Consider the following 25,432-nt stretch of genomic DNA (forward strand, 5'->3'; position numbering starts at 1 on the left):
CTTCTTCTCTCTTGATTTGATATCTGCATGGACGGCAATTGGCCGTCCGCAAAACTATTCATTCATACCGGCAGGTCAGGAGCTTCACTCAAGGCCTGCAAGCTTCTCCACTACTTCAAGGCCGTATCTGTCCGCAAACTCCCTGCCCTTACTGATAGCTTCTGTATCGCAGAGCGAATCGGGCATATGGGCGTCAATGCCGATTATGGCCTTGTTCCCTGTCTCCCGGGCTATGCGGAAGAACCTGTCCGAGGGATAGTGCCTGCCTCCGCTCATACCGAGGAGGTTTATCTCCACGGGGATATCCCTGCTTTTAAGGTAGGCGCACAGCCGTCTCATATGCTTTTCGTACTCCTCGTCGCCGCCCAGATAGCGTATCAGGTCGGGGTGAGCGAGATAGCGGTATCTTCCCGACTCCATGCCCTCTATTATGCGGTCGACGTACTGTGCCAGTATGCTCTCCTCGTAAACGGGAGCCCCCATATACACATGGCAGGTCTCGGGATCGTTGAAATGCTGTCCCATTATCATATAGTCCAGCGGATAGTCAGCAAGGAGCCTGTCCTGCGCCTCTATGAGCTGGGGTATATACTCGGCCTCAAAGCCTATGTATATGGTTATATCGTTGGCATACTCCCTTTTCAGGTCGGTGAGGGATCTGAAATAGCCCTCCACCTCATGGGGAGTCATGCGAATATCCGAGACATACCCGTCACCGAACACCCAGGGACAGTGGTCCGCAAAGCCCAGCACCTTTATCCCTGCCTTTATGGCGTGTTCGACGAAATCCCTGTCGCTGCCCATGGCATGGCCGCAGCGGCTGGTATGGGTATGGTAATTGGCAAACATGGTCCGCACTCCTTTCAAAGAATGATTATACCACTTTCAGATGAAGAATTCAAGCTCATCATCTGCGGCGGAGAAGCACCTCCGCTATATCTATATCCTCGGGAGTGGTTATCTTTATGTTGGTGTAGTCCCCTACAGTCATGGCCACCTTGCCGCCTATGGCCTCTACCAGCTGGCAGTCGTCGGTGAAGTCCAGACCGTGCTCCAGAGCGAAATCTATGCCCTCGAAGTAAAGGCTCCTTTTGAATATCTGGGGAGTCTGTGTGATATAGAGGGAGCTTCTCGGCGGAGTATCCACAATGAGACCGCCGTCAACGGTCTTTATGGTGTCCTTCACCGGGACTCCCAGTGTGGCGCCGCCGAATACAGATGCGTCCTTTATGACCTTTTCTATGTGCTCTGGCTTTACAAGGGGACGCGCTCCGTCGTGTACGGCCACAAGGTCGGTATCCTTTGATATCTTCCTGATACCGTTTATCACGCTCTCCTGACGGGTTGCGCCTCCCACTGTACAGGCCGCCAGCTTGGTTATGCCTGCCGCCTCCGCCTCTGCCTGTATGGCAGGGATATCAGCCTCGCGGGCTACTATGACGATCTCGCAAACGCTCTCGCAGGACTGGAAGGCCTGCATGGTCACGCCAATGACCTTCCTCTCTCCCAGTGGGAGCAGTATCTTGTTCACGCCGCCCATTCTGGTGGAATTACCTGCGCATACGATGACTACAGATGCTTTCATTGTACTACCTCCGATATCTTATCTGTCCCTGCTCTCCTCGGTGGGGGCAGTCCTTATCCTTATTACGGGAAGCTTTTCAAGTGTGTGAAAGTAATTGTTAATGCCGTCGGGAGCGGAAAGGTCGTTCTCTCCGCTTGCGGGAGGAGCGAATATCCTCATATACATATCCGCGGCGCCCTCTGTGGGCTTATGGAAGAATGCGGGCATAAGGTCTATCACCCTCGCCTCGGGAGACTTGTAGAACCACCGTCCGTTGAGCTCTATCATCAGGTTCGAGTCGTCCTCAAAGTACAGCTCACAGAAGTGGGGCGGCGCGTCGAAGTGCAGAGGCACGGCTATGCCCTCGGCGTCCTCGGAGCTGCCCCAGCGCAGCTTTGCAGGCAGCGTTATCTCCCCGCTCTCGGTAAGGGAGGGCAGGAAGCGCTCGCGGTTTATTATCTCCCTGTAGGTCTCCATGACGGGCTGCTCTATGCCCACTTCGGGACAGTTGGGATCCTGTCTTTCAAGTCCCAGCCTGCCGCGGTCGCGGAACTGATAGAAGGTGAAGCCCGTGAACCAGTCCGCCTTTTCCTCCTCCAGCATATCGCAGAACAGCCTTACCATTTCCGCCTGCTCATAGGGACCCGTAACGTCTCCGTCGGCGTTCATCTCCGACATTATCATTGGCTTTTCCTCTCCGCCGTTAAGGGAACGGAAGCGCTCAAAGCTGCGCTTTGTAAGCTCGAATACTTCACGGACGGAGCTCCTCCGGTGCTTGTCTCCGCCCCTCTCGGCAACGGAATAGGGCCATCCCCAGTTCAGCGCCATATACTTATCCACCGACCAGATATCGGTTTCCCTTACGGCCTGTGCGAACTCCTGCTCCTTCACCATTTCAACGGCGTTCATATCCTCTATGCCGCCTATACACAGCACGGTCCGCACATTCGGCGCCTGCTCCTTTATTATACGGGAGGCGCGGCAGTAGAAATCAGCCACCTCCTGATATGAGGCGCGGCGGTTGAAGGAGAACCAGTTGCCCGTGGCCTCGTGATTTATCCTGAGAAACACTCTGCCGAAGGACTTCAGGTCGTCGCCTATGGCGGCAAGCTGCTCATCGGTAACGGCAGGATCCATTGTTATAGTCAGGGTAACGTCCTGACCGTGGCGGCGGATATCCCTCATGCAGCTGAAGGGCTCTCCCCGGCGGCTGCCGCCGGTACCGCCGAGATACGGGAAGTAATCGTCATAGGGGTAGTCCCACTGGAATGAGACCTCCTTATCCTTCATGGCCTCGGATATACGCGCAGGCCACTCCCTGTCAAAGGGGTAATAGCAGTACATCAGGCTTATACTGCGGTGAGGCCTGCCCAGCCTTGAAAGTATATAGTCCTGACAGACGTACTCGCCTCTTTCGCTGCCGTCGCCGAGGTCAACGGCGCATACTGCTCTTCCGAGAACAGCCCTGTATATTTTTTCCATAGCTTATATTTCCCTCCCGTGAATTACTTTATTATTATAATATACCTTTCAGCCGATGTCAATTCCTCCGCAGACAAAAAGAGAGCGCCCGAAGGCGCTCCCTGAAGCTCATCAGAGCATTGTTACCGCAAAGCATACGCTCTGTCCGGGCTGATTGATGATATTCAGCTTGAACTTATGCTTGTCTATGATGGATTTCGCAATGGCAAGGCCAAGTCCGTATCCGCCTGTTGCGCGGTTCCTGGACTCGTCGCTGCGGAAGAACCTCTCGAATATCTTCTCCTGATCCTCCACCTTTATGCCCTCGCCGGTATTGAATACCGACAGCACCTTCTTGCCGCCGATCTTCTTCAGTGATACCCTTACGGTACCGCCGTCGTTGGAATACTTCAGAGCGTTGTCGATGAATATGGCCGCCATCTGCTTGACGTGCTTCTCGCTGCCGCAGAGCATGATATTGTCGTCCACGTCCACCTCGAACTTCTTGTTGCTGTCAAAGGCCTGACACTCAAAGGGCAGAGCCGTATTTACAATGGCCTTGCTCATGTTGAAGTACTTGTACTGGAGCTCAACGGTGTTGTTTTCCAGTCTCGTCAGGTTCAGCAGGTCGTTTACCAGTATGCTCATACGGTCGGTCTGCGACTTGATGTAATCCAGCCACTTGTTCTCGCCGATCTCTCCCTGAAGAACGTCCGTATTAGCGGATATTACCGTCAGAGGAGTCTTGAGCTCGTGGCTTGCGTCGGATACGAACTGCTTCTGCTTGTCGAAGGCGATCTTGATAGGCTGTATGCTCTTCTTGCTGAGGAAGTAAGCCAGCACCGAAAGGATTATCATGGCGATGGAGCCGATGATGACCGTTGTGCGCTTGAGCTGTCTGAGCATATCCATTTCGTAGCTCTTGTCGGTGAGCACCACTATGGTACCGTTGGACTTGTCGGCCTGATAGAACTGATATGAGCTCACCATGCCAGTATCGGTATTCTTGTCAAGGATACGGTTTATGTAATCCTGAGCCTTATCCGCATTGAGGTCCTCGTTGTAGAGCTTTGCAAGATAATGGCCGTCGGGATCCGACATGAGCACGAAGAAGTCTATGGAACCCAGATTCTTCGGTATTGGCTCAACCTTTGAGACGCCTCTGGACTGTGATCCACTGTTTTTCTGTGCCTCGGGAAGCTTGTCGTCCTTTTCCGCATATACCGTTTCCTCGGCATTCTCTCTGTTGGAGAGCACCGTGAAGCCGTCCAGCACGGACTCGCCGCTGTAGACTGTCTTCATCAGTCTCGGCTCGCCGCTGTTCTCCTCTGCACTGCTGTCTGCGACCTCGCCGCCGTGTTCTCTGCGGTAGGATTCGCGGTCGAACTCGTTGCTGTTCACATTGGGAGCCTGATACCACTGATTGTTCCAGGGATTCCAGGGGTTCCAGGGATTCCAGGGGTTCCAGGGATCGTATGCGCCCCAGTTGTACTGACCCTGCTGGCCGTCCTGCGGGTGGTCTGCATTCCACTTTTCCCAGTCGAAACCGTTTTCGCCCCAGTATTTGCCATAGTCGTTGGGCCATGTGGGAGTCTGTCCCTCCTGCTGAGGCTGCTGTGTAGCGGGCTGCTGTGTTGCAGGCTGCTGTGTAGCGGGCTGCTGTGCGGCAGGCTGCTGGGGCTCGGGCTGGCTCTGGGGAGGAGCCTCCTGCTCCTGCTCGGGCTCGTAGTACGGATCCTCGCCGCCCTGTTCCTCGTGATCTGCGTCGCCGTTGGTAGTATCCTGCTCCGTAGCCTTTACGGCTGTGGTGGAGGTAGTCACTGTAGTAGGTGCTGCCGACGTGGAGGCCGCTGTGGTAACGGACGGCTCCGTGGACTTTTTGGAGGGCTCGGAAGCCTTGTCCGCCTTGGCCTTGTCCGTCTTGGCCTTGTCGCCTTTGGACTCTCCGCTGTCGGGAGGTGTGAACTTGAATTTCAGCTCCTTGTCGTCATACTCTATGCCCGAGGCTATCTGCATGAGGACCTGTCTGGACTGGCCTCTCATAATGGCCTTGGTGATGAGGTTTATGGAGCCTATAAGCGCGATGAACACCGCAAGGAGAATACTTACGATCATAGTAAAGAGCTTCATCTGCGCTTTTCTGAACATCTTATCATTAGCTTTCTTCAACATAGCCGCATCCCTCCTTATTCAAGTGAATAACCGATGCCTCTGGCTGTCTTTATCTGCACGGGAGCAGATATGACAGAGAGCTTCTTTCTCAGGAATGATATGTATACCTCGATGTTGTTGTATTCCACATCGCTCTCATAGCCCCATATCTTCTCGATTATGCGTTCCTTTGGGAGTATCTGGTGGGGATTGGAGATAAGCAGCTCCATAATCTGGTACTCCTTCAGTGAGAGCTTGACATCGTTGCCCTGCCACATTACAGAGCAGGTATTCTTATTGAGCTCCAGGCCGTTGTAATCCAGTCTGTTCTCGTCTACGATCTCGCCCTTTCTTCGTGTGAGGGCGCGGACTCTTGCCAGCAGTTCCCCTGTAACGAAGGGCTTGGTGAGGTAGTCGTCGGCGCCGCAGTCGAGGCCGTTTATCTTGTCCTCGATCTCACTCCTTGCAGTGAGCAGCAGGACGGGAGTATTTATCCTCTCCTGTCTCAGCTTCCTGAGCACCTCAAGACCGTTCATGCCGGGAAGCATGATATCCAGTATTATACAGTCGTACACGCCTGTCATTGCGTTATCAAGACCGTCTATGCCATCATAGGCGGTATCAACATTATACATATTCCTTTTAAGGATCTCCGAAAGAGCATCCGCAAGCTGCATCTCGTCCTCAACGACAAGAAGTCTCATATAAATTCCCCCTTTATCCGCTCTGTCCATGTGACAGAGCAATGGTCGGTGAACGGGAACGGCTGCAATATGAGTATACCATTCCACTTTACTATTATTATACCACAAAATCTTGAAATAAGCTTAAAAGTTTTATTAGTTCAATATGTTGATTAGGAAAAATTTAAGCTTTGTTTTTGTGCATATCAACAGTTTTGCATTTTAGCTGCCCACAAATGTTGACTAAGAATTGAATTTGTGTTAGAATTGAATATGCAAACAGGTAAGAATAATTTACTGTTTTGACTCATTATATTATAATGATAATCCTCAGGGACGGGAGGGCAGATATATGTTATCACCGGCAGAACGAAAAAAGATAGGCTTTTCTCTGCTGACATCATCCAGTGCAGAAATGAAAAAATACGTTGACGTATACGCTTTGTTTGTAGAAAGAGGCTATACCAAGGACCTTTGCGAAGCCTATGCGGACGCCTTCATCGACAATGCCAAGAAGCCCTCACCATTCGATATAGTACAGCTGTCGTCCCTGTACGGCAGGATACACGATTACAAGACTGCCTACTTCTATCTTGAAAAGCTCGAAGACAAAAAGCTCAGCGGCGATGAAAGATTCGGATACTGCGTGGAGATGCTGGCGACCGTCAGCAAGATCGGCAACTGGCGCGACGCAGAGGACTTCCGCACGAGAAACATCAGTTTCCTGCAAAAGCAGACCGCAAAGGTCTCGCAGCAGAAAGAAGCGGAGCTGTATATAGCCCTGGCGCTGGCAGACTGCGCCGCAAAGAACTATCAGCAGGCGCTGAAGCTGCTGAAGTTCGGCTACAAGCCCAAGGGCGGCAAGGATCTGACGCTTCTTGAGATATTCATAACCGTTGTGTACATCTTTGCAAAGGCAAACGACGAGGAAGGGCTCCGCGGCGCTCTCAGCAATGCGGAAAGCTGTCTGAAGCTGTTCAAGCAGTTCGACTTCTCATGGCAGGGTCCCTACTACCGCAAGCGCATTGAGGACGCGGCTAACGGAATACTGTGATACAAGGCTCCGAGGGTATGCTTCGGAGCTTTTTCATAGCGCAAAAATCGTTAAAACAAAAAAATAAATGAAAAAAATTCAAATTTTCCATGAAAAATTTTCACAAACATTTTTGTATCTGTTTTAACCATTCTATTTCAGGCGGCATTTTCAGCGGGGTTTCAGGCTATCGTTAAAAGATGTCGTTTTTGTGCTAAGATTTTGCAATACTGCGAAAACAACGTATCCAAAAGGATTCCAAAAATGCAGTTTTGATCTGCGCAGGCGAAAAATCAGCCGCCGCAGCATATTATTAACAATCAGTTTCGCGATAAAATAAATTGTTTTGTTAATAGTTAGTTAATATAAATCTTTGAATTTATTTTAGCAATATAGTGCTAAATATCGGCAATATAATCAATTGCGCTAACGGCTTCTTTGCATTATAATACAATTGTTGGATGACAATAGTCGATAAATCGGCTTCTCTCCACCACATAATTACATTAAGATATATTATGTGTCCTGTAACAAAATCGGCAATTATATCCTGTTTTTGCCTGATACGGTCATTAAACTCCGCCGTATCCTTATCACAGCATCCAGTTCCGACAAACATTTTACTCTTCACAACTGTTATTAAACATTAATGCCTATAATATGTTTAATCGCCTAAGGCAGTTTTCATGTCACTTGAAACGTCCAAGCAGTAGTGATAACACAGCAAAAGGATATATGGCACTACGGAATTTGTGCCTGCCGTACGGCATCTGCGTATAGAGGGTGCGCAGCCGCCAACTCGATAGCGACCTTGATTGGCTTTTGAGAGGGTGTCAATGCAAGGTCGTTATTATTTTGCCAGTTCCGGTTCTATACCTATATAAAAAAGGCTGTCTCAGGACAGCCTTTTTTACTTATGTTCACTTTCCCAGCTTGCTCTTCAGCTTCCTGAGAGTATAACCCTCGTTGACCTTCATGACGCCTCTGTCGATAGCCAGCGCATAGTCAGGAACGTCCCTTGTTACGGTGGTTCCTGCGGCAGTATATACAGCCTTGCCCAGCTTAACGGGAGCAATAAGGTTGGTATTGCAGCCGATGAAGCAGTTATCTCCGATGACGCAGCGGCTCTTGGCAATACCGTCGTAGTTTACGGTAACCGTTCCGCAGCCGATATTAACGCGCTTTCCGACGTCACTGTCGCCCACATAGGCAAGATGTGCTATGGCAGTCTTTTCGCCGATAGTGGAGTTCTTGATCTCCACGAAGTCGCCTATCTTCGCGCCTGTCTTCACAACGCTGTCGGGACGGATATGAACGTAGGGACCTATCTTTACTCCCGCCTCTATCTCGGACTCATAAGCCTGAACGGTGTGAAGGTTTACATCATCGCCTATCTTGCAGTTCTCCACCACGGTATTCGGACCTATCTTGCAGTTCCTGCCGATGGTGGTGTTTTTTCTTATTATAGTATTGGGGAGTATCTCTGTGCCTGTGCCTATCTCAACGCCGCGCTCGATGACAACGCCGTCAGTGCAGGTGAACTCGACTCCGTTGGCAAGGTGCTTCTCTATAACAGCCATTCTTGCGTAGGTATTCAGCTCCAGCAGATCCTTCCTGTCGTTGGCTCCCCTGATGATATCGGGGTTCTCGGACTTGTAGGCGCCTGCGTTCTTGCCCTCGGCAAGAGCTATGGATATGGTATCGGTAAGGTAATACTCGTTCTGCACGTTGTTGTTCTCCAGCTTGCCGAGAAGCTCGATGAGGTCGGCGGTCCTGAACCAGTATGTACCCGAGTTGACCTCCTTTATCATGCGCTGCTCCTCGGTGGCGTCCTTCTGCTCAACGATGCCGCTGATGCCGCCTGCCGAGCGTATTATCCTGCCGTAGCCGAAGGGATCCTCCAGCTCCGCCGTGATAACGGTAACGGCGTTGTTCTGCTGCTTGTGTATGATAAGGGACTCCTTAATGGTATCCGCGTCTATGAAGGGAGCGTCACCGCAGAGCACAAGTGTGTTGCCGTCGGTATCCTCCTCAAGGAAGGGCACTGCCTGCTTTACCGCATGGCCCGTGCCGAGGCGCTCTGCCTGCAATACTGTGGTGTACTTGCCGCCCAGATACTCGTCTATCATCTCGCCCTTGAAGCCCTTAACCACGCATATATCGCTGAGATCGGCAGCCTCGCAGGCTGATATGACCCAGCGGAGCATAGGCTCTCCGAGCACCTTGAAAAGGGGCTTGGGCATATCCGCTTTCATGCGCTTGCCCTGTCCTCCTGCTAAAATAACCGCTTTGTTCATAATTATTCCTCCTGTATATCAATTTTAGTTTTTATCTTCGGGTGGAAAATTCTGCTTTAGGTAATCCTTGAACATATCCGCAAGATAATTGTTATGATAGCATTCTTCATATATCTTCAGTTCTGAGGGCACATCGTGTGCGGCAAGCCTTTCCTGAAGCATTTTCGCCTCCTCGGGGATAGTGGGGAGGTCATCAGGTGCCTTGAAATCATAGTAATTCTCTCTGCCGCCTGCACATATCAGCACATTCTTGTCCATAGTCTCATTGCGGTCGAAATAATCGAACTCCCGCTGAAAAGCATACGGATCCTTAATGGAACTGTTGTCAAAATACTCCATATCCGGATAGAAATATGCGTAGAAGGAGGGACTTCCTATTATGTAGCTCCCGAAGGGCTGATAATCATACTTATCCGAATTGCAAAGGGCATAATGTGAAAACACCCCGCCAAATGAATGCCCGAAAAATACGGAACGTGAAGCGTCCACCTTGTAATTGAGAGAAATGGTTTTCATAAGGTCATCGGTGATAAAGTCAAGGAGCTTTTCCTCCTGCAGGATAAATTTATCAAAACGCTCTTCCTCTTCACGGCTATCGTAATCATAGCCGAGGATAACAAATATCACAGGAGCCGCATCTCCGTCGTTGATGACATTCCACATATCAGGCACCATTTTGAGCCTGTAGGACGAATCGGTAATGAACATTACGGGATATTCCCTGCTTTCGTCATAGTTTGGCGGCAGTGTTATATGCACAAGGAACTGCTTGTCAAGCTGCTCATCGTATATGGTCAGCTCACGGAAATAGTCCTTGATCTTGGTTATCTTCGTTATATCAGCGGGATAGAAATAGTAAGAATTGCGTCCGTTTTCGCCTATCTCGAAGCATTTATCAACGTCAAGCAGCGTGAACTCGCGGAAACTTGAATTTGCTTTCTCCTTATCGGTCATCTTGTCCGAGCAGATAAGCCCGTCGTAGTATTCAACGGTCACTGTTGTTGTGGGTTCCGTTACAGGCTCTGTTACTTCTTCCGAAGCAGCCTCAGCGGTAGTCACGGCCGCGGTAGTCTCCTCCGCAACAGACGAGGTCTCGCCTTTTCCCGCGCAGGAAGCAGCAGAAGCCGCCATAAGTCCGCATATCAGAAGCACTGATAAAATCTTTTTCACGTTTCAGCCTCCCTGTCAGCCCTATGATGCCTGATTATCAGCTGCGGACTCAAGAGTTGCCTCGTCCATGGGGATCAGCTTCCAGCCCTCGCCGTCAACATTAACGACGATAACGTCCTCTTTCATGCGCTCGCCCTGTCCTCCTGCTAAAATAACCGCTTTGTTCATAATTATTCCTCCTGTATATCAATTTTCAGATTTATCTTCGGGCGGGAAATTCTGCTTCAAATAGTCCGGAAACATTTCTCTCAGATAATTCGTGTGAAAGCAGCCCTCGTATATTTTCAGTTCCGCCGATACGCCGTGGGATATAAGCCTTTCGTAGAGCTTTTCAGTGCCCTCGACCATAGAATCGCCATCGCCGCAATCTATCTCTAAGTCTTCCTTTTCACCTGCGCAAACAAAAACGTTCTTGTCCATAGTTTCATTGCGCTCAAAATAGTCAAACTCGCGCTGGAATGCATAGGGATCTGAGATACCGCTCAAGTCAATGGGCGGCTCGAAAGGATCATAATAGTAGTTGCAGAATGCAGGACTTCCTATTATATAGTTTTTAAACGGCTGATACTCATATTTATCGGAATTGCAAAGAGCGTAGTCAATAAACGGACCTCCGCTTGAATGTCCGAACAGAACCGAGCGTGACGCATCGGTCTTATAGTTGAGTGAGATAGTCTCCATCAGGTCGTTGGTGATGAAATCGAGGAATTTATCCTGACGGAAGATGAATTTGTCCATGCGCGTCTCGTTTGCACCGCCATCGATTTCATATTCATAGCCGAGGGTGGCGAATATCACGGGAGAGGCCTCACCGTCATTGATGATGTTCCAGAGTATCGGAATGAATTCCATCCAGTAGACTTCGTCGGTTATGAGAAATACGGGATACTCTTTATTCTCGTCGTAATTCGGCGGCGTGATAACATGAGCAAGGAACTTAGTATCAAGCTGCTCGTCGTACATAGTGAACTCGTGAAAACTGTCCTGTATTTTTTCTATGCTTTCAAACTCCTTCGGATCAAGACAATACGAATTGCGTCCGCGCTTGCCGAGGCTGAAGCACTTGGCAGGGTCAAGCAGCGTGAACTCGCGGAAGCTTGAATTTGCCTTCTCCTTGTCGGTCATCTTGTCCGAGCAGATAAGCCCGTCGTAGTATTCAACGGTCACTGTTGTTGTGGGTTCCGTTACAGGCTCTGTTACTTCTTCCGAAGCAGCCTCAGCGGTAGTCACGGCCGCGGTAGTCTCCTCCGCAACAGACGAGGTCTCGCCTTTTCCCGCGCAGGAAGCAGCAGAAGCCGCCATAAGTCCGCATATTATAAGTGCCAGTGCTTTATTCTTCAATTATCCTGTTCTCCTTATTGCGTTGTATTCTGTGTCTCTTTATGTTATTTCTGCTTATCAGCCCTGTGCGTCGGCACCTGCTGCTGCCGATTCAAGGTCCTGTGCGGTCATAGGTATTATCATCCATCCATGACCGTCCACCATAACAATGACGATATCCTCGGAATACCCATCCTCCTTGCCGTTTTCGGAGGTGGTGATGTTCATTTTCGCGGAATAGCCGTCGGACACCTTGTAGGACACGCCCTTTACCTCAAGCATCTGAGCATAGCCGTTGAAATAATTCTGCGCTCCCCTGCAGGCGTCTGCGCTTATTTTGGCTTCATCGGAAAGCTCGCACTTTTTCAGTTCTCCGCCGCTGCCTGTGCCCAGCGCATTGTAGAAATCGTTCATGAGACCGCTGGCCTTCAGAGCGTCGAATATATCCTGCGGATACATACACAGCATCATTCCGTCGCCGTCGCCTGTCATGACTCCCTCGGAGAACTTGCGCACAACGTCCTGCGCCTCCTTGGGCACGATGCTGCTTGCAGTCTTGCCTGCTCCGCCCTTGCTTCCGCATGAAACTGCCGCACAGACCACAAGTATCAATGTAAGTATCACAGCTGCTGTCTTTTTCATAAAATAAACTCCTTAGATCAAGCTTTTTACGCAGATACGCACACCTGCGTTCATGTATATATTTTTACATACTTTAACAGTAAATGCAAGCCTTTTTCGCAGAAAAGAAAGCGGTTTGTTAAATTTTGTACAAACTGCAACAAAATAAACGGGTAATTTTTGTCATCACATATATGGTAATTTTTTCTCAGATGTGTTATAATAGGTATAACTCGGATAATGCCCTCATGGGTGTCGTCCGGTAATGTTAAAAATGGAGGTATACACCAATGGCAAATAAGTATTGTTACCTTTTCTCAGAGGGTAATGCCAACATGAGAGAGCTTCTCGGCGGTAAGGGCGCAAACCTGGCTGAGATGACAAACATCGGTCTCCCTGTTCCTCAGGGCTTCACCATCACAACAGAGGCTTGTACTCAGTATTATGAGGACGGCGGTATCTCTGACGAGATCATGGCAGAGATCAACGAGTATATCGTTAAAATGGAAGGAATCACAGGCAAGAAGTTCGGCGACAAGGAGAATCCTCTCCTGGTTTCTGTTCGTTCAGGCGCAAGAGCTTCAATGCCCGGTATGATGGATACAATCCTTAACCTCGGTCTCAACGAGACTGTTGTTAACACAATCGCTGAAAAGTCAAACAACCCCAGATGGGCTTGGGACTGCTACAGAAGATTCATCCAGATGTATTCTGACGTAGTTATGGAAGTTGGTAAGAAGTACTTTGAAGAGCTTATCGACAAGATGAAGGAAGAAAAGGGCGTTACACAGGACGTTGAGCTCACAGCTGACGACCTCAAGACACTGGCTGGCCAGTTCAAGGCTGAGTACAAGGCTAAGATCGGCACAGACTTCCCCGACGATCCCAAGGAGCAGCTCATGGGCGCTATCAAGGCTGTATTCCGTTCATGGGACAACCCCAGAGCTAACGTTTACAGAAGAGATAACGATATCCCCTTCTCATGGGGTACTGCTGTTAACGTACAGTCAATGGCATTCGGTAACATGGGCGACGACTGCGGTACAGGTGTTGCCTTCACAAGAGATCCTGCTACAGGTGAGAAGAAGCTCATGGGCGAGTTCCTTACAAACGCTCAGGGCGAGGACGTTGTTGCAGGCGTTCGTACTCCTATGCCTATCCAGCAGATGGCTGAGACCTTCCCCGAGGCTTTCGCTCAGTTCAAGGAAGTTTGCCAGACTCTCGAAAATCACTATCACGATATGCAGGATATGGAGTTCACTGTTGAGAACAAGAAGCTCTATATGCTCCAGACAAGAAACGGTAAGAGAACTGCACAGGCTGCTCTCAAGATCGCTTGCGACCTCGTTGACGAGGGCATGAAGACAGAGCAGGAAGCTGTTGCAATGATCGACCCCAGAAACCTCGATACACTTCTCCACCCCCAGTTCGATACAAAAGCTCTCAAGGCTGCTACTCCTATCGGCAAGGGTCTCGGTGCTTCACCCGGAGCTGCTTGCGGTAAGATCGTATTCACAGCTGACGACGCTGTAGAGTGGGCTGCTAAGGGCGAGAAGGTTGTTCTCGTTCGTCTCGAGACATCACCCGAGGATATCACAGGTATGAAGGCTGCTCAGGGTATCCTGACAGTTCGCGGCGGTATGACTTCACACGCTGCTGTTGTTGCCCGTGGTATGGGTGAGTGCTGCGTTTCAGGCTGCGGCGACATCAAGATGGATGAGGCTAACAAGAAGTTCGAGCTCGGCGGAAAGACTTTCGTTGAGGGCGACTACATCTCAATCGACGGTACAACAGGTAACATCTACGACGGCATCATTCCTACAGTTGATGCTCAGATCGCAGGTGAGTTCGGCCGCATCATGGCTTGGGCTGATAAGTACAGAACTCTCAAGGTTCGTACAAACGCTGATACTCCTGCTGACGCTAAGAAGGCAAGAGAGCTCGGCGCTGAGGGTATCGGTCTCTGCCGTACAGAGCACATGTTCTTCGAGGCTGACAGAATCGCTGCTTTCCGTGAGATGATCTGTGCTGATACAGTTGAGGGCAGAGAGGCTGCTCTTGCTAAGATCGAGCCCATGCAGCAGGCTGACTTTGAGGCTCTCTATGAGGCTCTTGAGGGCTGCCCTGTTACTATCCGTTTCCTCGATCCTCCTCTCCACGAATTCGTTCCTACAGAAGAGGCTGACATCAAGCTTCTCGCTGATTCACAGGGCAAGTCCGTTGAGGATATCAAGAATATCATCGCTTCTCTCCACGAGTTCAACCCCATGATGGGCCACCGTGGATGCCGTCTTGCTGTAACATATCCCGAGATCGCTGCTATGCAGACAAAGGCTGTTATCAAGGCTGCTATCAACGTTAAGAAGAACCACGCTGACTGGAACGTTAAGCCCGAGATCATGATCCCCCTCGTTGGCGATGTTAAGGAGCTCAAGTACGTTAAGAAGGTTGTTGTTGAGACTGCTGACGCTGTTATCGCTGAGGCTGGCGCTAACCTCGAGTACGAAGTTGGTACAATGATCGAGATCCCCAGAGCTGCTCTTACAGCTGACGAGATCGCTAAGAACGCTGACTTCTTCTGCTTCGGTACAAACGACCTCACACAGATGACTTACGGCTTCTCAAGAGACGACGCAGGCAAGTTCCTCGGTGCTTACTACGACAAGAAGATCTTCGAGAACGATCCTTTCGCTAAGCTCGATCAGACAGGCGTAGGCAAGCTCATGGAAATGGCTATCAAGCTCGGCAAGCCCGTTAATCCCAAGCTCCACGTCGGTATCTGCGGCGAGCACGGCGGCGATCCCTCCTCTGTAGAGTTCTGCCACAAGATCGGCCTCGACTATGTATCCTGCTCACCCTTCCGTGTTCCGATCGCTCGTCTGGCTGCTGCTCAGGCTGCTATCGCTGACAAGAAGTAATTCGGAAATATACTCAGATTGGCTATTTTACGCTGAATCTGGACGATGCTAAAGAATACCTTTACGCGAAGTCTACAAAGCGTAGGATACTAAGCTGGCGTGATATTCACGTTAATGTGTTTATCTGAATAAAAATAACAGAGTCCTCACAGTTTCGGCTGTGAGGACTTTTTGTCTTGTGATTATGGTAGCATAGAAATAAGCCCTGTCCCGATGCGGGACAGGGGCGGTCATAACTATATCATTTTATTCTGTCTATCAGCTTTTCGACTTCTTTTACGAATTCTTCCGGTTTCTGGTCGGAGATGTCATGACTTGCGGGGATATTCACTTTTTCGCAGTTGCCGAGGCTCTTGCAGTATTCGCTTATTTTTTTATCGTGTTCTTTATGATCTTCACTTTGGCTTTCTTCAAACCACTCCTGTGCGAGTTTTTCATCGACCTCGCCGTAGAGGAACATCATGTAATCTTTTACATCTTCAAGTGTTTCATAATCGTTTGTTATGTACACCTTCGGGATATCGTTTGCCTGTATGGAATCCCACGCTGTTCTCATATTGACGTTGTAGTTTTTTGCTTCTCCGTAATTGGGAACAGATGCCTTCTCGAACGCCAAAGCGTCTTTTGAGTATTCGCCTAAATCTTCGTGTTCTTCCGCAAGCAAAGCATTCTTCACTGTTGTCCATCCTGTCTTATTGGCGAAAGAGCCGAATGCGACTATAACGTTTCGCATTAATTTCGGAAAGCCTTCTTCGGGCATTTCTTCATTAGCTGTGCTTATGCTGTTACGGAATATAACTCCCGATACTTCTTCGGGATATTTGTTCTCCCAGTATGTCACATATGGGCCGCTCATTGAATGTGCCATAAGTATGTACGGTGCTTCGACACCTGCATTTTTCAATGCGGTACGAGTGCTTTCAACTATATACTCCGTTGTGACATCTTTTTTTGTCTCGCCCGATATGCCGTAGCCCGGACGGGTCACAGCAACAATAGATATATCATCATCGAGATACCCGGATAGTTTCTTCATTTCAATAGGTAAGGTGGCATCCCAGCTTCCAGGCATTGAAATGATCTTATACTTCCCGTCACCGAAGATATTTACGTTCATGTCGAAATCACCTGCGGAAACCAGATTAACGAAGCCGTCCGCTTCAAGAATATCCATATTCTTCTGACGCAATGACTTTTTCATAAAGGCGAAGATGATCGTTAAAATAACAAAGAGAATCAGCAGAACAAGGAATATCCAGCCAATCACCTTAAAGAACTTTTTTATTACTTTTTTCATAGTAATCTCCCTTTTGTATCATCAGATTATTTTCGAGCCAATGGCTATGCAGGGCTAAAACTATTTGAAATAGGCAGCGCCAAACTCCTCACCGTTGTTCAGCTTATCCAGTAATTCCAACAATCCGTTCTGACCATGAATCTCCATCCATTCACTGACTTCATGTTTCGCATTCAGATAACGGAAACGCCTGTCCTCTACAGGGTCTGCATAAAATTCAGAACCTGTATCCATATCTTCAAGAGGAACCGTGTTTTTTCCGTTATCGGTCTGTTCAATCCACGCATCCAGCCCATATTGCTCACGATAATCATTTTGCGTGGCAAGTCCCTCATCAAACCATGTGGGAATACTTTCCAGGGCTTTCATATTCAGGCGAGTGTGCAGCTCTGCATGAGTGAATTCATGTGCTATTATGTCGATATTAAGGTATTTATCTGAAACAGAAATGTAGTTTTTCTTCGTATATGAGGTTTTCGTATCGTGATCTCCGCCAAGCTTTGAAAGCAGCTTATCATCATCGCAGAAAATTATTATCGTTGTATCAGTACATTGTAATTTCCCGAAAAATGCTCTGTCCCGTTCCAATGCTTCTTCCGTGAGCTGAATAGCTTCTTTGATATTACCGGAATAGTTTTTGTTGACATAAATATTATCTGCTGCTTTTTCAAAAGAACTGCGGTACGGAACTGACATTCGATATCCTAATCCCGTAAATTGAAAAATATAGACAGCCGCCATTAACAACAGAAGTATCAAAGAAATGCAACAGCATAATATGATTTTCTTTTTCTTTGCTTTCATTTTCATATTTATTTCGTCTCCTTTTGTTTACAGGATCGTCCGTGAGTTTTGCAGACCTCGTTTATGGTTTTCAGTTCTGCCATATTCATCAAAACATGCTCACAGAAAATCCCATATCATGTGTAGTGCCACGGGTACAAGGATATTTCTGCTTTTCAGAAATGTGATACTGAATATGACACTCAGAATGATGATCTGAACAAATCCGAAATGAAGAAAAGCTCCGGCCAATTGACCATGAATAGTCCATGTAGGGATATGGATCGCCACAAACATCAGTGAACTGAGCAATATCGCTTTCCACTGATTTGTTCGCTCTTTGCCGACCATGGCATTCAGCAGCCAACCGCGGAATACCATTTCTTCCGTGATGCCGACAAAGGAAAATGCTATAACTTGCTTAACATCTAAATCACTGTCTAATGTCAGCGAGCCTTTTCTGAGATACCCACAGATAAGGGGATAAAGTACAAAGAACAGAAATACAGGAAGAAATTTCAGCCATTTTACCTTTGCGGTGAACATCTCTTTCAGCCCGATACAGACATCATCTTTGTAATGATGTACAAGAAGTGCTGCCGGAAGAACCCATACAAGATTCTTGATCACAACCGTCTTTACGATCTCCGCAATAATTTCTCCGGGGCATATGTCTTCAATGAGCGATTTCCCGAGAAATTCATACAAAGCCCATATTGTATAAAATGCAATGATATACAGGATAAGTGCTTTGTTTTTGGATATACGTTTTTCGGCGATTTTCATTGCTGCATACCTCCACTGTCCTTTATTCAAGTAAAAAAAGTTCTTCTACAGGTATTTTAAGGTACCTTGCAAGTCTGATCGCAAGCTCAAGCGTGGGATTATACTTGTCGTTCTCTATAGCATTGATTGTCTGCCTTGAAACTCCGACAGCATTGGCCAATTCATCTTGCGTCAGCTTCTGTGTCTTTCGCAGTTCTTTTAATCTGTTATTCATATTATGCTCCCATAACCTATTTCCCGATAGACAGCATAAGCAGTAGTGCTACTGCTGCTATTGAGGAAAGAAGAATGACAAGCCCCTTTTTCCAGCGCTCATCTCCGAAATCATGTCTGTATATCAGCGAAGCTCCGCCGCGCATCAGTAATCCAACCAGTAAAATATACAAGGGCATAAACTCTAACTTGTGCCTGAAAATTCCCAGAACAAGCCACACAACAAGCATAAACTGGGTATAGTAATAAGCTGATATAATACTTTTGTTGCGAATTTCTTTTTCCATTTCATCGGGTTTGCTTTTCTTGAACATACAATAAACCTCCGATCATAATCGTATAATCAAAAATGTCAAGAACTCTTTACATTTTTGATTATATACAACAAAAGCTGAAATGTCAAGAATGTTTGACATAATTGGGAATTCTGTACATCGGATCCACTGTGGATATGCATTGATTTGTGCACTATGGCAAGGTGCTTGTAAGCTTTACAGCTGTATGCCAATAACTCTAAGCCAATCGGTTGTAGGATTCTGTATATACAGTTAGCCACACAGAAAAAACGTATTTCTGCGGGCTGTTGAATATAGCGCTACAGTTGAACACCCACGGCCGGCGAAGTTGAACAGTGCCGTCGCTGAAAATGAACAGCATCGTCGCAGTAGTTGTACATTGACATCATAAAACTTGTATGATACAATAAATATGCTTTACTCACAGGGAGGATAGGGCAACGCTGAGGAGCGACCTGAGCATCCTGTGAGGTTTACAAGTAATGGGGGATGTCAGCGTTATGCGGCATCGCCTTTTTCATTACTTGGAAACAAGAGCGCTAAACCTCGGGTTCGGGCAGAGCCCGATGAGCCAAAGGCTCTTTATGCTTCTGATTGTTCTACGCCGAATATCTTTCTCATGGATTCTTCGCATTCAATTATACTCGTAGAGGTCACCCTGCATATCGAGGTCGGTGCTGTCGGGCATAATCCCATTTCGATCATTATTCCGTGTCACAGAGTAGTCGGAGCAGACGGCAGTCTGACCGGGTATGCAGGTGGTCTTGATAAGAAGATCAAGCTGCTGAAACTGGAAAAAGCTCTATAAAAACTATTCAAGCATCAAGTGTTATAAACTTGGTGCTTTTTTCATTTTTCCAGTGCAAATTACACTGGGGAAAATGAAATTCAATCCATAGTTCGTGTGCAATGAATCCGGACTTTTAGCAGCTGCTTTACAGGAGCAGATAAACGAGCTCTCGCCGACGGAGAAAGTCACATATACAAGTGGTTTCCCGAATACAACGAGCGTATAACTCTGCTGAGATATGCTCCTGAACGGTACACTAATTTCGACTCCGACGAGGACATTCCCGAGGCAGTTATCGAAGCCTTTGTTGAAAAAATAAATGAGTCCTCACAGTTCCGGCTGTGAGGACTTTTTTTGTTATTCCATCGATCATGTCACTTCAAAACATAGTCTAACAAAGGTCTGATATTTTCCTTGTTCCTGAAATCAACAGGCGTAACATATGCATCGAGCATTCCTTGTTCATCTTCGGTGCGTTCTTTAAGTTTCTGCAAACGTACTTTGAGCATTTTCATAAGGATCTTATTCCCGGAAGTCAGCTTACTGAAATCAAAGCCGCCCCTTAGATAGAAATGTCCGATATTTTTCTGCTGCTCCGCAGTCAGCACTTTATCCCAGAACGGCTGCATCTCATGCTCTCTGCCGGGATTTGATCCTACCGCAAACAAAGCGATTTTCTTCCCGGACAGCTTGTCGAGATTTTTGGTGATGAGCTTAATACCGTTGAAACCGCCGGCATACATTCCGCCTCCGTAAATTATCGTGTCATAGCCGATAATATCGGAAAGCTCAGCATTTTCTTTGATGTCGCAGCCAATTTCCTGTGCGATCCACTCAGCGTATGTTCTGGTGTAACCCGATTTCGACTTATAGGCAACTATCGTTTTCATGTTATTCTCCTTCTTCGATTGTTTTATAAAGCTTTCCGGTGAGTATTGCCGCGTACATCCCCGGCAGGGTGAATATTGCAGATTCTGCAATGATAGCCGGTATCGGAAGACAAGCTCCCGAAACAAGCTGCACGGCTGTCTGAAAAGCCATCAGCATTATAATAACAAAAACTATAGCGGCAATGGTTAAAATGTGTATCGTCCTGAATTTACGCATCATTTTCCTCTTTCAGCTCATTCAGCCTGTTGCAGAGTTTTTCAAGCGCCGTGCAGTAAACCCGCTGCTCCTCTTCTGTCAGGCAATCAAAAAGCTTATACACGAACTTTATATTCTGATCATCTTTTTTTGTTCTGATATGATTAGCCGCCTCAGTCTTGACAAGTCTTATTGCACGCTTGTCTTTTTTGTCAGGAACGACTTTCAAAAATCCCTTATCTACTAAGCGGTCAACTATCTGCCTCATACTCTGATGGGTAACTCCGGAAAGCTCAGACATCTGTTTTAATGTCGGCGGTTCTGGAAACGCCTCGATCATAGCAATCGCAAGCCATTGTTTTGCGGTAATATCAACAAGTCCGTTATCCATTATAGCCTGAAGTCTGTTGGAGCAGATAAAGATGTTTACAAAGGCGATGATCCTCGGATCCATGTGTTCAAAATCGTACATAAGCAACCTCTTTCAAATATATGTAGTATACTACCTATATATGCAGTATACTACATATATCGGGATTTGTCAAGAACTTTTTTTAATTTTTCAAAACGGCGAGCTGTGTGACTGTTGTTTTCCTGAGAGATCGCAGGAAAAGTCCGGTCAAGTATAAAACTCCTGTATGAAAAAATGAGTCCTCACATTTCCGGCTGTGAGGACTTTTTTCAGCTGCATGAAAGAGTCCTGTCCCAATGGAGCAAGCCTCTTGATTATAGTTATTCAATTCCGATACGCTTGAAGGCAAACTCCAGCATACCAATACTAAGAACGGCAAAAACTGCAAGATACAGCGGCATAATGCCTATACCCGCTGCCTGCTGTATATGCCCGAAAACCATGGGCATAAACGTGCTGCCCATATATGCGGAAGCCATTTGCAGTCCTATTACCGCCGCGCTGTTTCGTTTTCCGAAGTTGATCGGCGCCATATGCTGTATGGCGGGATAGACAGGTCCCATTCCTGTACCTGTTGCCGCAAATCCCACTGCCGCAGGTATATAGCTTTCAAAAGGCAGGAATATCAGCAGTATCCCCGCAGCTTCAACAGCTATTCCCGCCCGTATGAGAAGTCTGTCGCCAAGTCTGTTGGAAACGAACGCAGAGATAAGCCTGCCCAGCATAAGTCCGCCGAATATGAGCGAACCGAATGCGGCGGCAGTTTCGGCTGATATATTATCCTTAGTACCTATAAAGTAGCTGGAAGTCCACAGAAAGCAGGTAGCCTCGCCCGAACAGTAAGCAAAGAAGGCGACGAGAGTGGGGATAACTCCCGGTATCCTCAAAGCCTCCCGTATACCTGCACTGTCGTGTTCGCTGTGGTCTTCCACGGCGGCGTTCCTCCTCCAGAGCGGGACAGACAGCAGACATATGAGCATGATGCCCGACTGTATATACGCAGTCCAGCGGTAGCCCTCGTTCCAGTGCGCCTTTGAAAGCGCAAGCGACATGATATACGGACTTATCATAGCTCCCACGCCGTAGAAGCAGTGCAGGAAGTTCATGACTGACGAGGAACAGTGCTTTGCAACATAGTTGTTGAGCGCCGAATCTACCGAGCCTGCGCCGAATCCGTAAGGTATAACGAACAGGAACAGCATCGGATAGGAGCTTGCACATGAAAAGCCGATAAGTCCCACAACGGTCAGGAACACAGAGAATACCACTATCCACTGCGTTCTGACCTTTTTTATTATTGTGGGAGCCATAAGCGCAGATATTATAGTCATGAACGATATGGACATCGACACATAGCCTGCGTATGAGGAGGGTACTCCGAAATCGCTCTGCATAGCCGGCCAGCCCGAACCAAGAAGCGAATCGGGCAGTCCGAGGCTTACAAATGCAAGGTAGATCACTGCAAGAAGCAATGCCCCCATATTATCCTCCTCCGTTACATTTCTGCCAGAGCGTTTATATCGCTGCCGCCCGGATTTACCATGCCTTCAGTGATGACAGCGCCGGGAGCACTGGACTGAAGATTCTGTACAGTCTTTCCGAAGCCGCTTCCCCCTGATGTTGCAAAGAGAATGATAGTCTTACCCGAAAAATCATAGCTTTCAAGGAATGTATTGATTATGGTGGGAGCGATATACCACCATACGGGGAATCCCACATAGATCGTATCATAGGCAGCTATATCTGCGTTTGTGTCTGCAATAGCAGGGCGTGAGCCGTGGTCGCTCATCTCGATGCTGCTGCGCGACTGCTTGTTATGCCAGTTGAGATCGTCGGAAGTATAGGGAGTCACGGGACGTATCTCATAGATATCAGCACCCGCTGCGTCTGCCAGTTTTTTAGCCAGTGAAGCGGTATTGCCGCTTGCGGAAAAATATGCCACTAATTTCTTGCTCATGATGATTTCCTCCTTTATTTTTTCAGCATCCTGCTGAAAGATCCGTAAACTGATGGGTATATGGTGTAGGCTCTGTTTCGTCCGCAGCGTCAGGAGACGCTTTACAGGCACTTCCGGACCCGCAAAGCTTTTCGCCTCCGTTGATCGACACTGTGTCACTGCAAATAGTGTACCGCATAATTGGCACCGTGTCAACCGGCAAAGGCCAATATCCCTGTTTTTTGTATACCGTAACAAGGAGCAGAGTCCGTATCCGTCCATTATAACAACTGTTCTGACCGCTTTTGTTGACCTGCACTGCAAACTCTGATATAATTAATAAAAATCACACAAAGGAGCTACGGCAATGGGCTACATACTTGAACTTCGCAGAACACTGGGCAGCAGACCTGTTATTATGGCAGGGGCAGGCGTGATACTCGTAAACGATAAAAACGAGATACTTCTCGGCAGACGCACCGACAACGGCTTCTGGGATTATCCCGCAGGCTCAATGGAGCTCGGTGAGAGCTTCGAGGAATGCGCCCGCCGCAAGATACTTGAAGAAACGGGACTTACCTGCGGAAAGCTGGAATACCTTATGGACATATCCGGAGAGGACTCCTTCTACGAATATCCCAACGGCGATCAGGTATATCTTGCAGGAATAATTTACATCTGCCGCGATTTCACGGGAGAGCTGAAGGTGCAGAAGGAAGAAGCCTCCGAGCAGGCCTTCTTCCCCGTTGACAGTCTCCCCGAAAACATACCGCCTCTCAGAATAAAGGAGCGGATATTTGAAAAGGTACGGGAATATCTCCGCAGCAGCTCATAAACGCAAACAAAAAGACCGCAGTCAGTTCTGCGGTCTCAATACTTTCTTCACTCGTAAAACTATGCGGCGCTCCTTTGAAAGCGCAAAGGCAGCAGCCACGAATATCAGCGTTCCCGCGGCGATCTCAAAGGGAAATCTCAGCAGTGCGCCGCGCGGGATTATAAGCGGCAGAGTGGCTATCGCTCCGCAGGGAGGGAAAAACAGTCCCGATCTGTAAACGGCAATAAGAACAGCTCCGCAGGACACCGCAGCCGAAACCGCAAGAGGCAGTCCCAGCCTTTCGGTAAGAACAAAACGTGAGAGCACTCCGCTCACAGCAGCAAATACTATCAGCGCAACTGCCAGAGGAGCCCGCTCCATCAGTCTGCTGCCGGGCTTTGACATCTCAAAGAAGGCCACTATAAGAGGGGGAGCAATGAAGAATATCTCCTTTGAAATCGCAGGGAGCACACAGATCAGAGACGCCGCCGCGATCTGTCTTATGCGCAGGCCAAACAGCCGTTTATCGGGCTTTACGGGAACGAAAACATTTTTCTCCCGTATGCCGCACCTTTCCAGTATGTACTGTGCCAGCAGTATCAGCGAGGTCATCACTGCCACCGAGCCTATATAAACGGGGCTCCGCGTCCCCAGAAGCACAGGCAGCACGCAGGCGGATACGGCAGGCAGGAACTCTGTCCCCGACAGGGCAACCCATACAACTGCGCAGATGATCGCAAGTGGTATCCTGAAAACAAGAGCGGCAGGCACCAGCAGTACCAGACCTACTCCCGTTACAGCCGCCGCGGTAATGGTCAGCAGCAGCCTTGTCCGCGAGGTGTTCCACGGCATACGCGGAGCAGCAAGGGCTCCGACGGCAACAGCGGTTATCTCGGGGAATATTATCTCTTTATCATGTAGAAGCTCCGAAGCCGCCGCCATTCCTGCGGCAAGCAGCAGCGCCAGGGCTGCGGGGAGCACTTTTCTGAAAGTCTGCAATAAGGTCACCTTTTCTTTAAAAATCACAAATGCTATTATAGCACATATTTTTATAAATAGCAATACTTCCAAGGAAAACATCTCCCCTGTCCGTGCAAAGGAAATGTTGACTTTTACGCGGAGGTATGATATAATTTTAACGAACTTTCGGACAGGAGATGCGGCAATGGAAAAGATAAACGATATCATCAGTCAGATCGACAGCTATGTATGGGGACTTCCCCTGATAATCCTCATAATGGCCTGCGGTATACTTCTGACTGTACGGCTCAGGCTGCTGCAGGTGCATAAACTTGGCAAGGCGCTGAAATACATGGTGAAGAACGAGAAGGACGGCAGCGGCGAGGTCTCGGGCTTTGCAGCTCTGTGCACCGCTCTTTCCGCCACTGTGGGCACGGGAAATATAGTGGGCGTTGCCACCGCTATTTCGGCAGGAGGCGCAGGAGCTCTTTTCTGGATGGAGCTTGCAGCATTCCTCGGCATGGCCACAAAGTATGCAGAGGGACTTCTTGCCGTGAAGTACCGCGTCAAAGACGAAAACGGCAATATCCTCGGCGGTCCTTTCTATTATATCGAAAACGGCCTCGGCAGGAACTGGAAATGGCTGGGCAGGATGTTTGCTCTCTTCGGCCTGCTTGCGGGACTTATGGGCATAGGCACCATAACCCAGATAAACGGAATAACCTCAGCCGCAAACACCTTCTTTGATCCTCAGAAGAAGCACACAGTGACAGTGCTTGGCATGGAATACACATGGACAACGGTCATTGCGGGAGCTCTTATAACCCTGCTTACCGCCCTC

Annotated in this window: 25 protein-coding genes and 1 pseudogene; 5 read left to right on the forward strand and 21 right to left on the reverse strand. The window is 48.3% G+C overall.

Going from position 1 to position 25,432, the window contains the following annotated elements:
• Positions 1 to 84 precede the first annotated feature (84 nt).
• The 5 genes from Q0Y65_RS14260 to Q0Y65_RS14280 all read right to left on the reverse strand — a co-directional run bounded on the left by Q0Y65_RS14260 (position 85) and on the right by Q0Y65_RS14280 (position 5,880).
• Positions 85 to 849: a histidinol-phosphatase gene (locus tag Q0Y65_RS14260; RefSeq protein WP_297961263.1), complete on the reverse strand. Its 765-nt coding sequence runs from the start codon at positions 847 to 849 to the stop codon at positions 85 to 87.
• Between the two features lie 58 nt (positions 850 to 907).
• Entirely contained in the window at positions 908 to 1,585 is a 678-nt protein-coding gene (gene ispD, locus Q0Y65_RS14265; protein WP_297961266.1) for a 2-C-methyl-D-erythritol 4-phosphate cytidylyltransferase, read from the reverse strand.
• Between the two features lie 18 nt (positions 1,586 to 1,603).
• Positions 1,604 to 3,046 carry a hypothetical protein gene (locus tag Q0Y65_RS14270; RefSeq protein WP_297961269.1) on the reverse strand — a complete coding sequence of 481 codons (1,443 nt, stop codon included), beginning with the start codon at positions 3,044 to 3,046 and terminating at the stop codon, positions 1,604 to 1,606.
• Positions 3,047 to 3,157: 111 nt separating this feature from the next.
• Positions 3,158 to 5,197, reverse strand: a complete 2,040-nt coding sequence (locus tag Q0Y65_RS14275; protein ID WP_297961273.1) for a cell wall metabolism sensor histidine kinase WalK — start codon at positions 5,195 to 5,197, stop codon at positions 3,158 to 3,160.
• A 14-nt stretch (positions 5,198 to 5,211) separates the two neighbouring features.
• A complete protein-coding gene (locus Q0Y65_RS14280; RefSeq protein ID WP_297961276.1) occupies positions 5,212 to 5,880 on the reverse strand; it encodes a response regulator transcription factor in 669 nt (222 codons plus the stop codon).
• 331 nt (positions 5,881 to 6,211) lie between these two features.
• Here Q0Y65_RS14280 and Q0Y65_RS14285 point away from each other — a divergent pair, with 331 nt between their 5' ends.
• Positions 6,212 to 6,913 carry a hypothetical protein gene (locus Q0Y65_RS14285; protein WP_297961279.1) on the forward strand — a complete coding sequence of 234 codons (702 nt, stop codon included), beginning with the start codon at positions 6,212 to 6,214 and terminating at the stop codon, positions 6,911 to 6,913.
• A gap of 899 nt (positions 6,914 to 7,812) precedes the next feature.
• On the opposite strand, the gene glmU is transcribed toward Q0Y65_RS14285, so the two are convergent.
• Genes glmU through Q0Y65_RS14310 form a run of 5 tightly spaced genes read right to left on the reverse strand, consistent with a single transcriptional unit; the run spans position 7,813 to position 12,321 of the window.
• Entirely contained in the window at positions 7,813 to 9,189 is a 1,377-nt protein-coding gene (gene glmU, locus Q0Y65_RS14290) for a bifunctional UDP-N-acetylglucosamine diphosphorylase/glucosamine-1-phosphate N-acetyltransferase GlmU (RefSeq protein WP_297961282.1), read from the reverse strand.
• A gap of 24 nt (positions 9,190 to 9,213) precedes the next feature.
• Complete coding sequence (locus Q0Y65_RS14295; RefSeq protein ID WP_297961285.1) at positions 9,214 to 10,359, reverse strand: alpha/beta hydrolase; 1,146 nt, start codon at positions 10,357 to 10,359, stop codon at positions 9,214 to 9,216.
• Positions 10,360 to 10,380: 21 nt separating this feature from the next.
• Positions 10,381 to 10,527 (reverse strand): hypothetical protein, encoded by a 147-nt coding sequence (locus tag Q0Y65_RS14300; protein ID WP_297961288.1) that lies wholly within the window; start codon positions 10,525 to 10,527, stop codon positions 10,381 to 10,383.
• A gap of 18 nt (positions 10,528 to 10,545) precedes the next feature.
• A complete protein-coding gene (locus Q0Y65_RS14305; protein WP_297961291.1) occupies positions 10,546 to 11,700 on the reverse strand; it encodes an alpha/beta hydrolase-fold protein in 1,155 nt (384 codons plus the stop codon).
• 57 nt (positions 11,701 to 11,757) lie between these two features.
• The gene (locus Q0Y65_RS14310; protein WP_297961294.1) at positions 11,758 to 12,321 is read right to left on the reverse strand and encodes a hypothetical protein; all 564 of its coding nucleotides are present in this window, start codon (positions 12,319 to 12,321) and stop codon (positions 11,758 to 11,760) included.
• Positions 12,322 to 12,590: 269 nt separating this feature from the next.
• Here Q0Y65_RS14310 and ppdK point away from each other — a divergent pair, with 269 nt between their 5' ends.
• Entirely contained in the window at positions 12,591 to 15,218 is a 2,628-nt protein-coding gene (gene ppdK, locus Q0Y65_RS14315; protein ID WP_297961297.1) for a pyruvate, phosphate dikinase, read from the forward strand.
• Between the two features lie 241 nt (positions 15,219 to 15,459).
• On the opposite strand, the gene Q0Y65_RS14320 is transcribed toward ppdK, so the two are convergent.
• From Q0Y65_RS14320 to Q0Y65_RS14340, 5 genes are all read right to left on the reverse strand, one after another.
• Complete coding sequence (locus tag Q0Y65_RS14320) at positions 15,460 to 16,515, reverse strand: alpha/beta fold hydrolase (RefSeq protein ID WP_297961300.1); 1,056 nt, start codon at positions 16,513 to 16,515, stop codon at positions 15,460 to 15,462.
• A 60-nt stretch (positions 16,516 to 16,575) separates the two neighbouring features.
• Positions 16,576 to 17,325 carry a hypothetical protein gene (locus Q0Y65_RS14325; protein WP_297961303.1) on the reverse strand — a complete coding sequence of 250 codons (750 nt, stop codon included), beginning with the start codon at positions 17,323 to 17,325 and terminating at the stop codon, positions 16,576 to 16,578.
• 93 nt (positions 17,326 to 17,418) lie between these two features.
• A complete protein-coding gene (locus Q0Y65_RS14330; protein ID WP_297961306.1) occupies positions 17,419 to 18,084 on the reverse strand; it encodes a CPBP family intramembrane glutamic endopeptidase in 666 nt (221 codons plus the stop codon).
• Between the two features lie 22 nt (positions 18,085 to 18,106).
• Entirely contained in the window at positions 18,107 to 18,298 is a 192-nt protein-coding gene (locus Q0Y65_RS14335) for a helix-turn-helix transcriptional regulator (protein ID WP_297961308.1), read from the reverse strand.
• A gap of 16 nt (positions 18,299 to 18,314) precedes the next feature.
• A complete protein-coding gene (locus Q0Y65_RS14340; RefSeq protein WP_297961311.1) occupies positions 18,315 to 18,611 on the reverse strand; it encodes a hypothetical protein in 297 nt (98 codons plus the stop codon).
• Positions 18,612 to 19,266: 655 nt separating this feature from the next.
• On the opposite strand from Q0Y65_RS14340, the pseudogene Q0Y65_RS14345 reads away from it, so the two are divergent.
• Positions 19,267 to 19,401, forward strand: a pseudogene (locus Q0Y65_RS14345) (MGMT family protein); the annotation flags it as partial.
• Between the two features lie 356 nt (positions 19,402 to 19,757).
• Here Q0Y65_RS14345 and Q0Y65_RS14350 read toward each other — a convergent pair.
• From Q0Y65_RS14350 to Q0Y65_RS14370, 5 genes are all read right to left on the reverse strand, one after another.
• Positions 19,758 to 20,273, reverse strand: a complete 516-nt coding sequence (locus Q0Y65_RS14350; RefSeq protein ID WP_297961313.1) for a flavodoxin domain-containing protein — start codon at positions 20,271 to 20,273, stop codon at positions 19,758 to 19,760.
• Between the two features lies 1 nt (position 20,274).
• Positions 20,275 to 20,490, reverse strand: a complete 216-nt coding sequence (locus Q0Y65_RS14355) for a hypothetical protein (protein ID WP_297961316.1) — start codon at positions 20,488 to 20,490, stop codon at positions 20,275 to 20,277.
• Positions 20,483 to 20,941: a MarR family winged helix-turn-helix transcriptional regulator gene (locus Q0Y65_RS14360; RefSeq protein WP_297961319.1), complete on the reverse strand. Its 459-nt coding sequence runs from the start codon at positions 20,939 to 20,941 to the stop codon at positions 20,483 to 20,485. Before Q0Y65_RS14360 ends, Q0Y65_RS14355 begins: the two co-directional genes overlap by 8 nt.
• A 260-nt stretch (positions 20,942 to 21,201) precedes the next feature.
• A complete protein-coding gene (locus Q0Y65_RS14365; RefSeq protein ID WP_297961322.1) occupies positions 21,202 to 22,362 on the reverse strand; it encodes a sugar MFS transporter in 1,161 nt (386 codons plus the stop codon).
• A gap of 14 nt (positions 22,363 to 22,376) precedes the next feature.
• Entirely contained in the window at positions 22,377 to 22,838 is a 462-nt protein-coding gene (locus Q0Y65_RS14370; RefSeq protein WP_297961325.1) for a flavodoxin, read from the reverse strand.
• 346 nt (positions 22,839 to 23,184) lie between these two features.
• Between Q0Y65_RS14370 and Q0Y65_RS14375 the strand changes: the two genes are divergently transcribed.
• Entirely contained in the window at positions 23,185 to 23,652 is a 468-nt protein-coding gene (locus Q0Y65_RS14375) for an NUDIX hydrolase (RefSeq protein ID WP_297961328.1), read from the forward strand.
• A 21-nt stretch (positions 23,653 to 23,673) separates the two neighbouring features.
• Here Q0Y65_RS14375 and Q0Y65_RS14380 read toward each other — a convergent pair whose 3' ends face one another.
• Positions 23,674 to 24,630, reverse strand: coding sequence for a hypothetical protein (locus Q0Y65_RS14380; protein ID WP_297961331.1), 957 nt, complete (start codon positions 24,628 to 24,630; stop codon positions 23,674 to 23,676).
• Positions 24,631 to 24,796: 166 nt separating this feature from the next.
• Between Q0Y65_RS14380 and Q0Y65_RS14385 the strand changes: the two genes are divergently transcribed.
• Positions 24,797 to 25,432 (forward strand): alanine:cation symporter family protein (locus Q0Y65_RS14385; RefSeq protein WP_297961334.1); only part of this gene is annotated, 636 nt, incomplete at its 3' end.

This window comes from uncultured Ruminococcus sp. (genome assembly GCF_947301925.1).
GTDB lineage: Bacteria > Bacillota > Clostridia > Oscillospirales > Ruminococcaceae > Ruminococcus.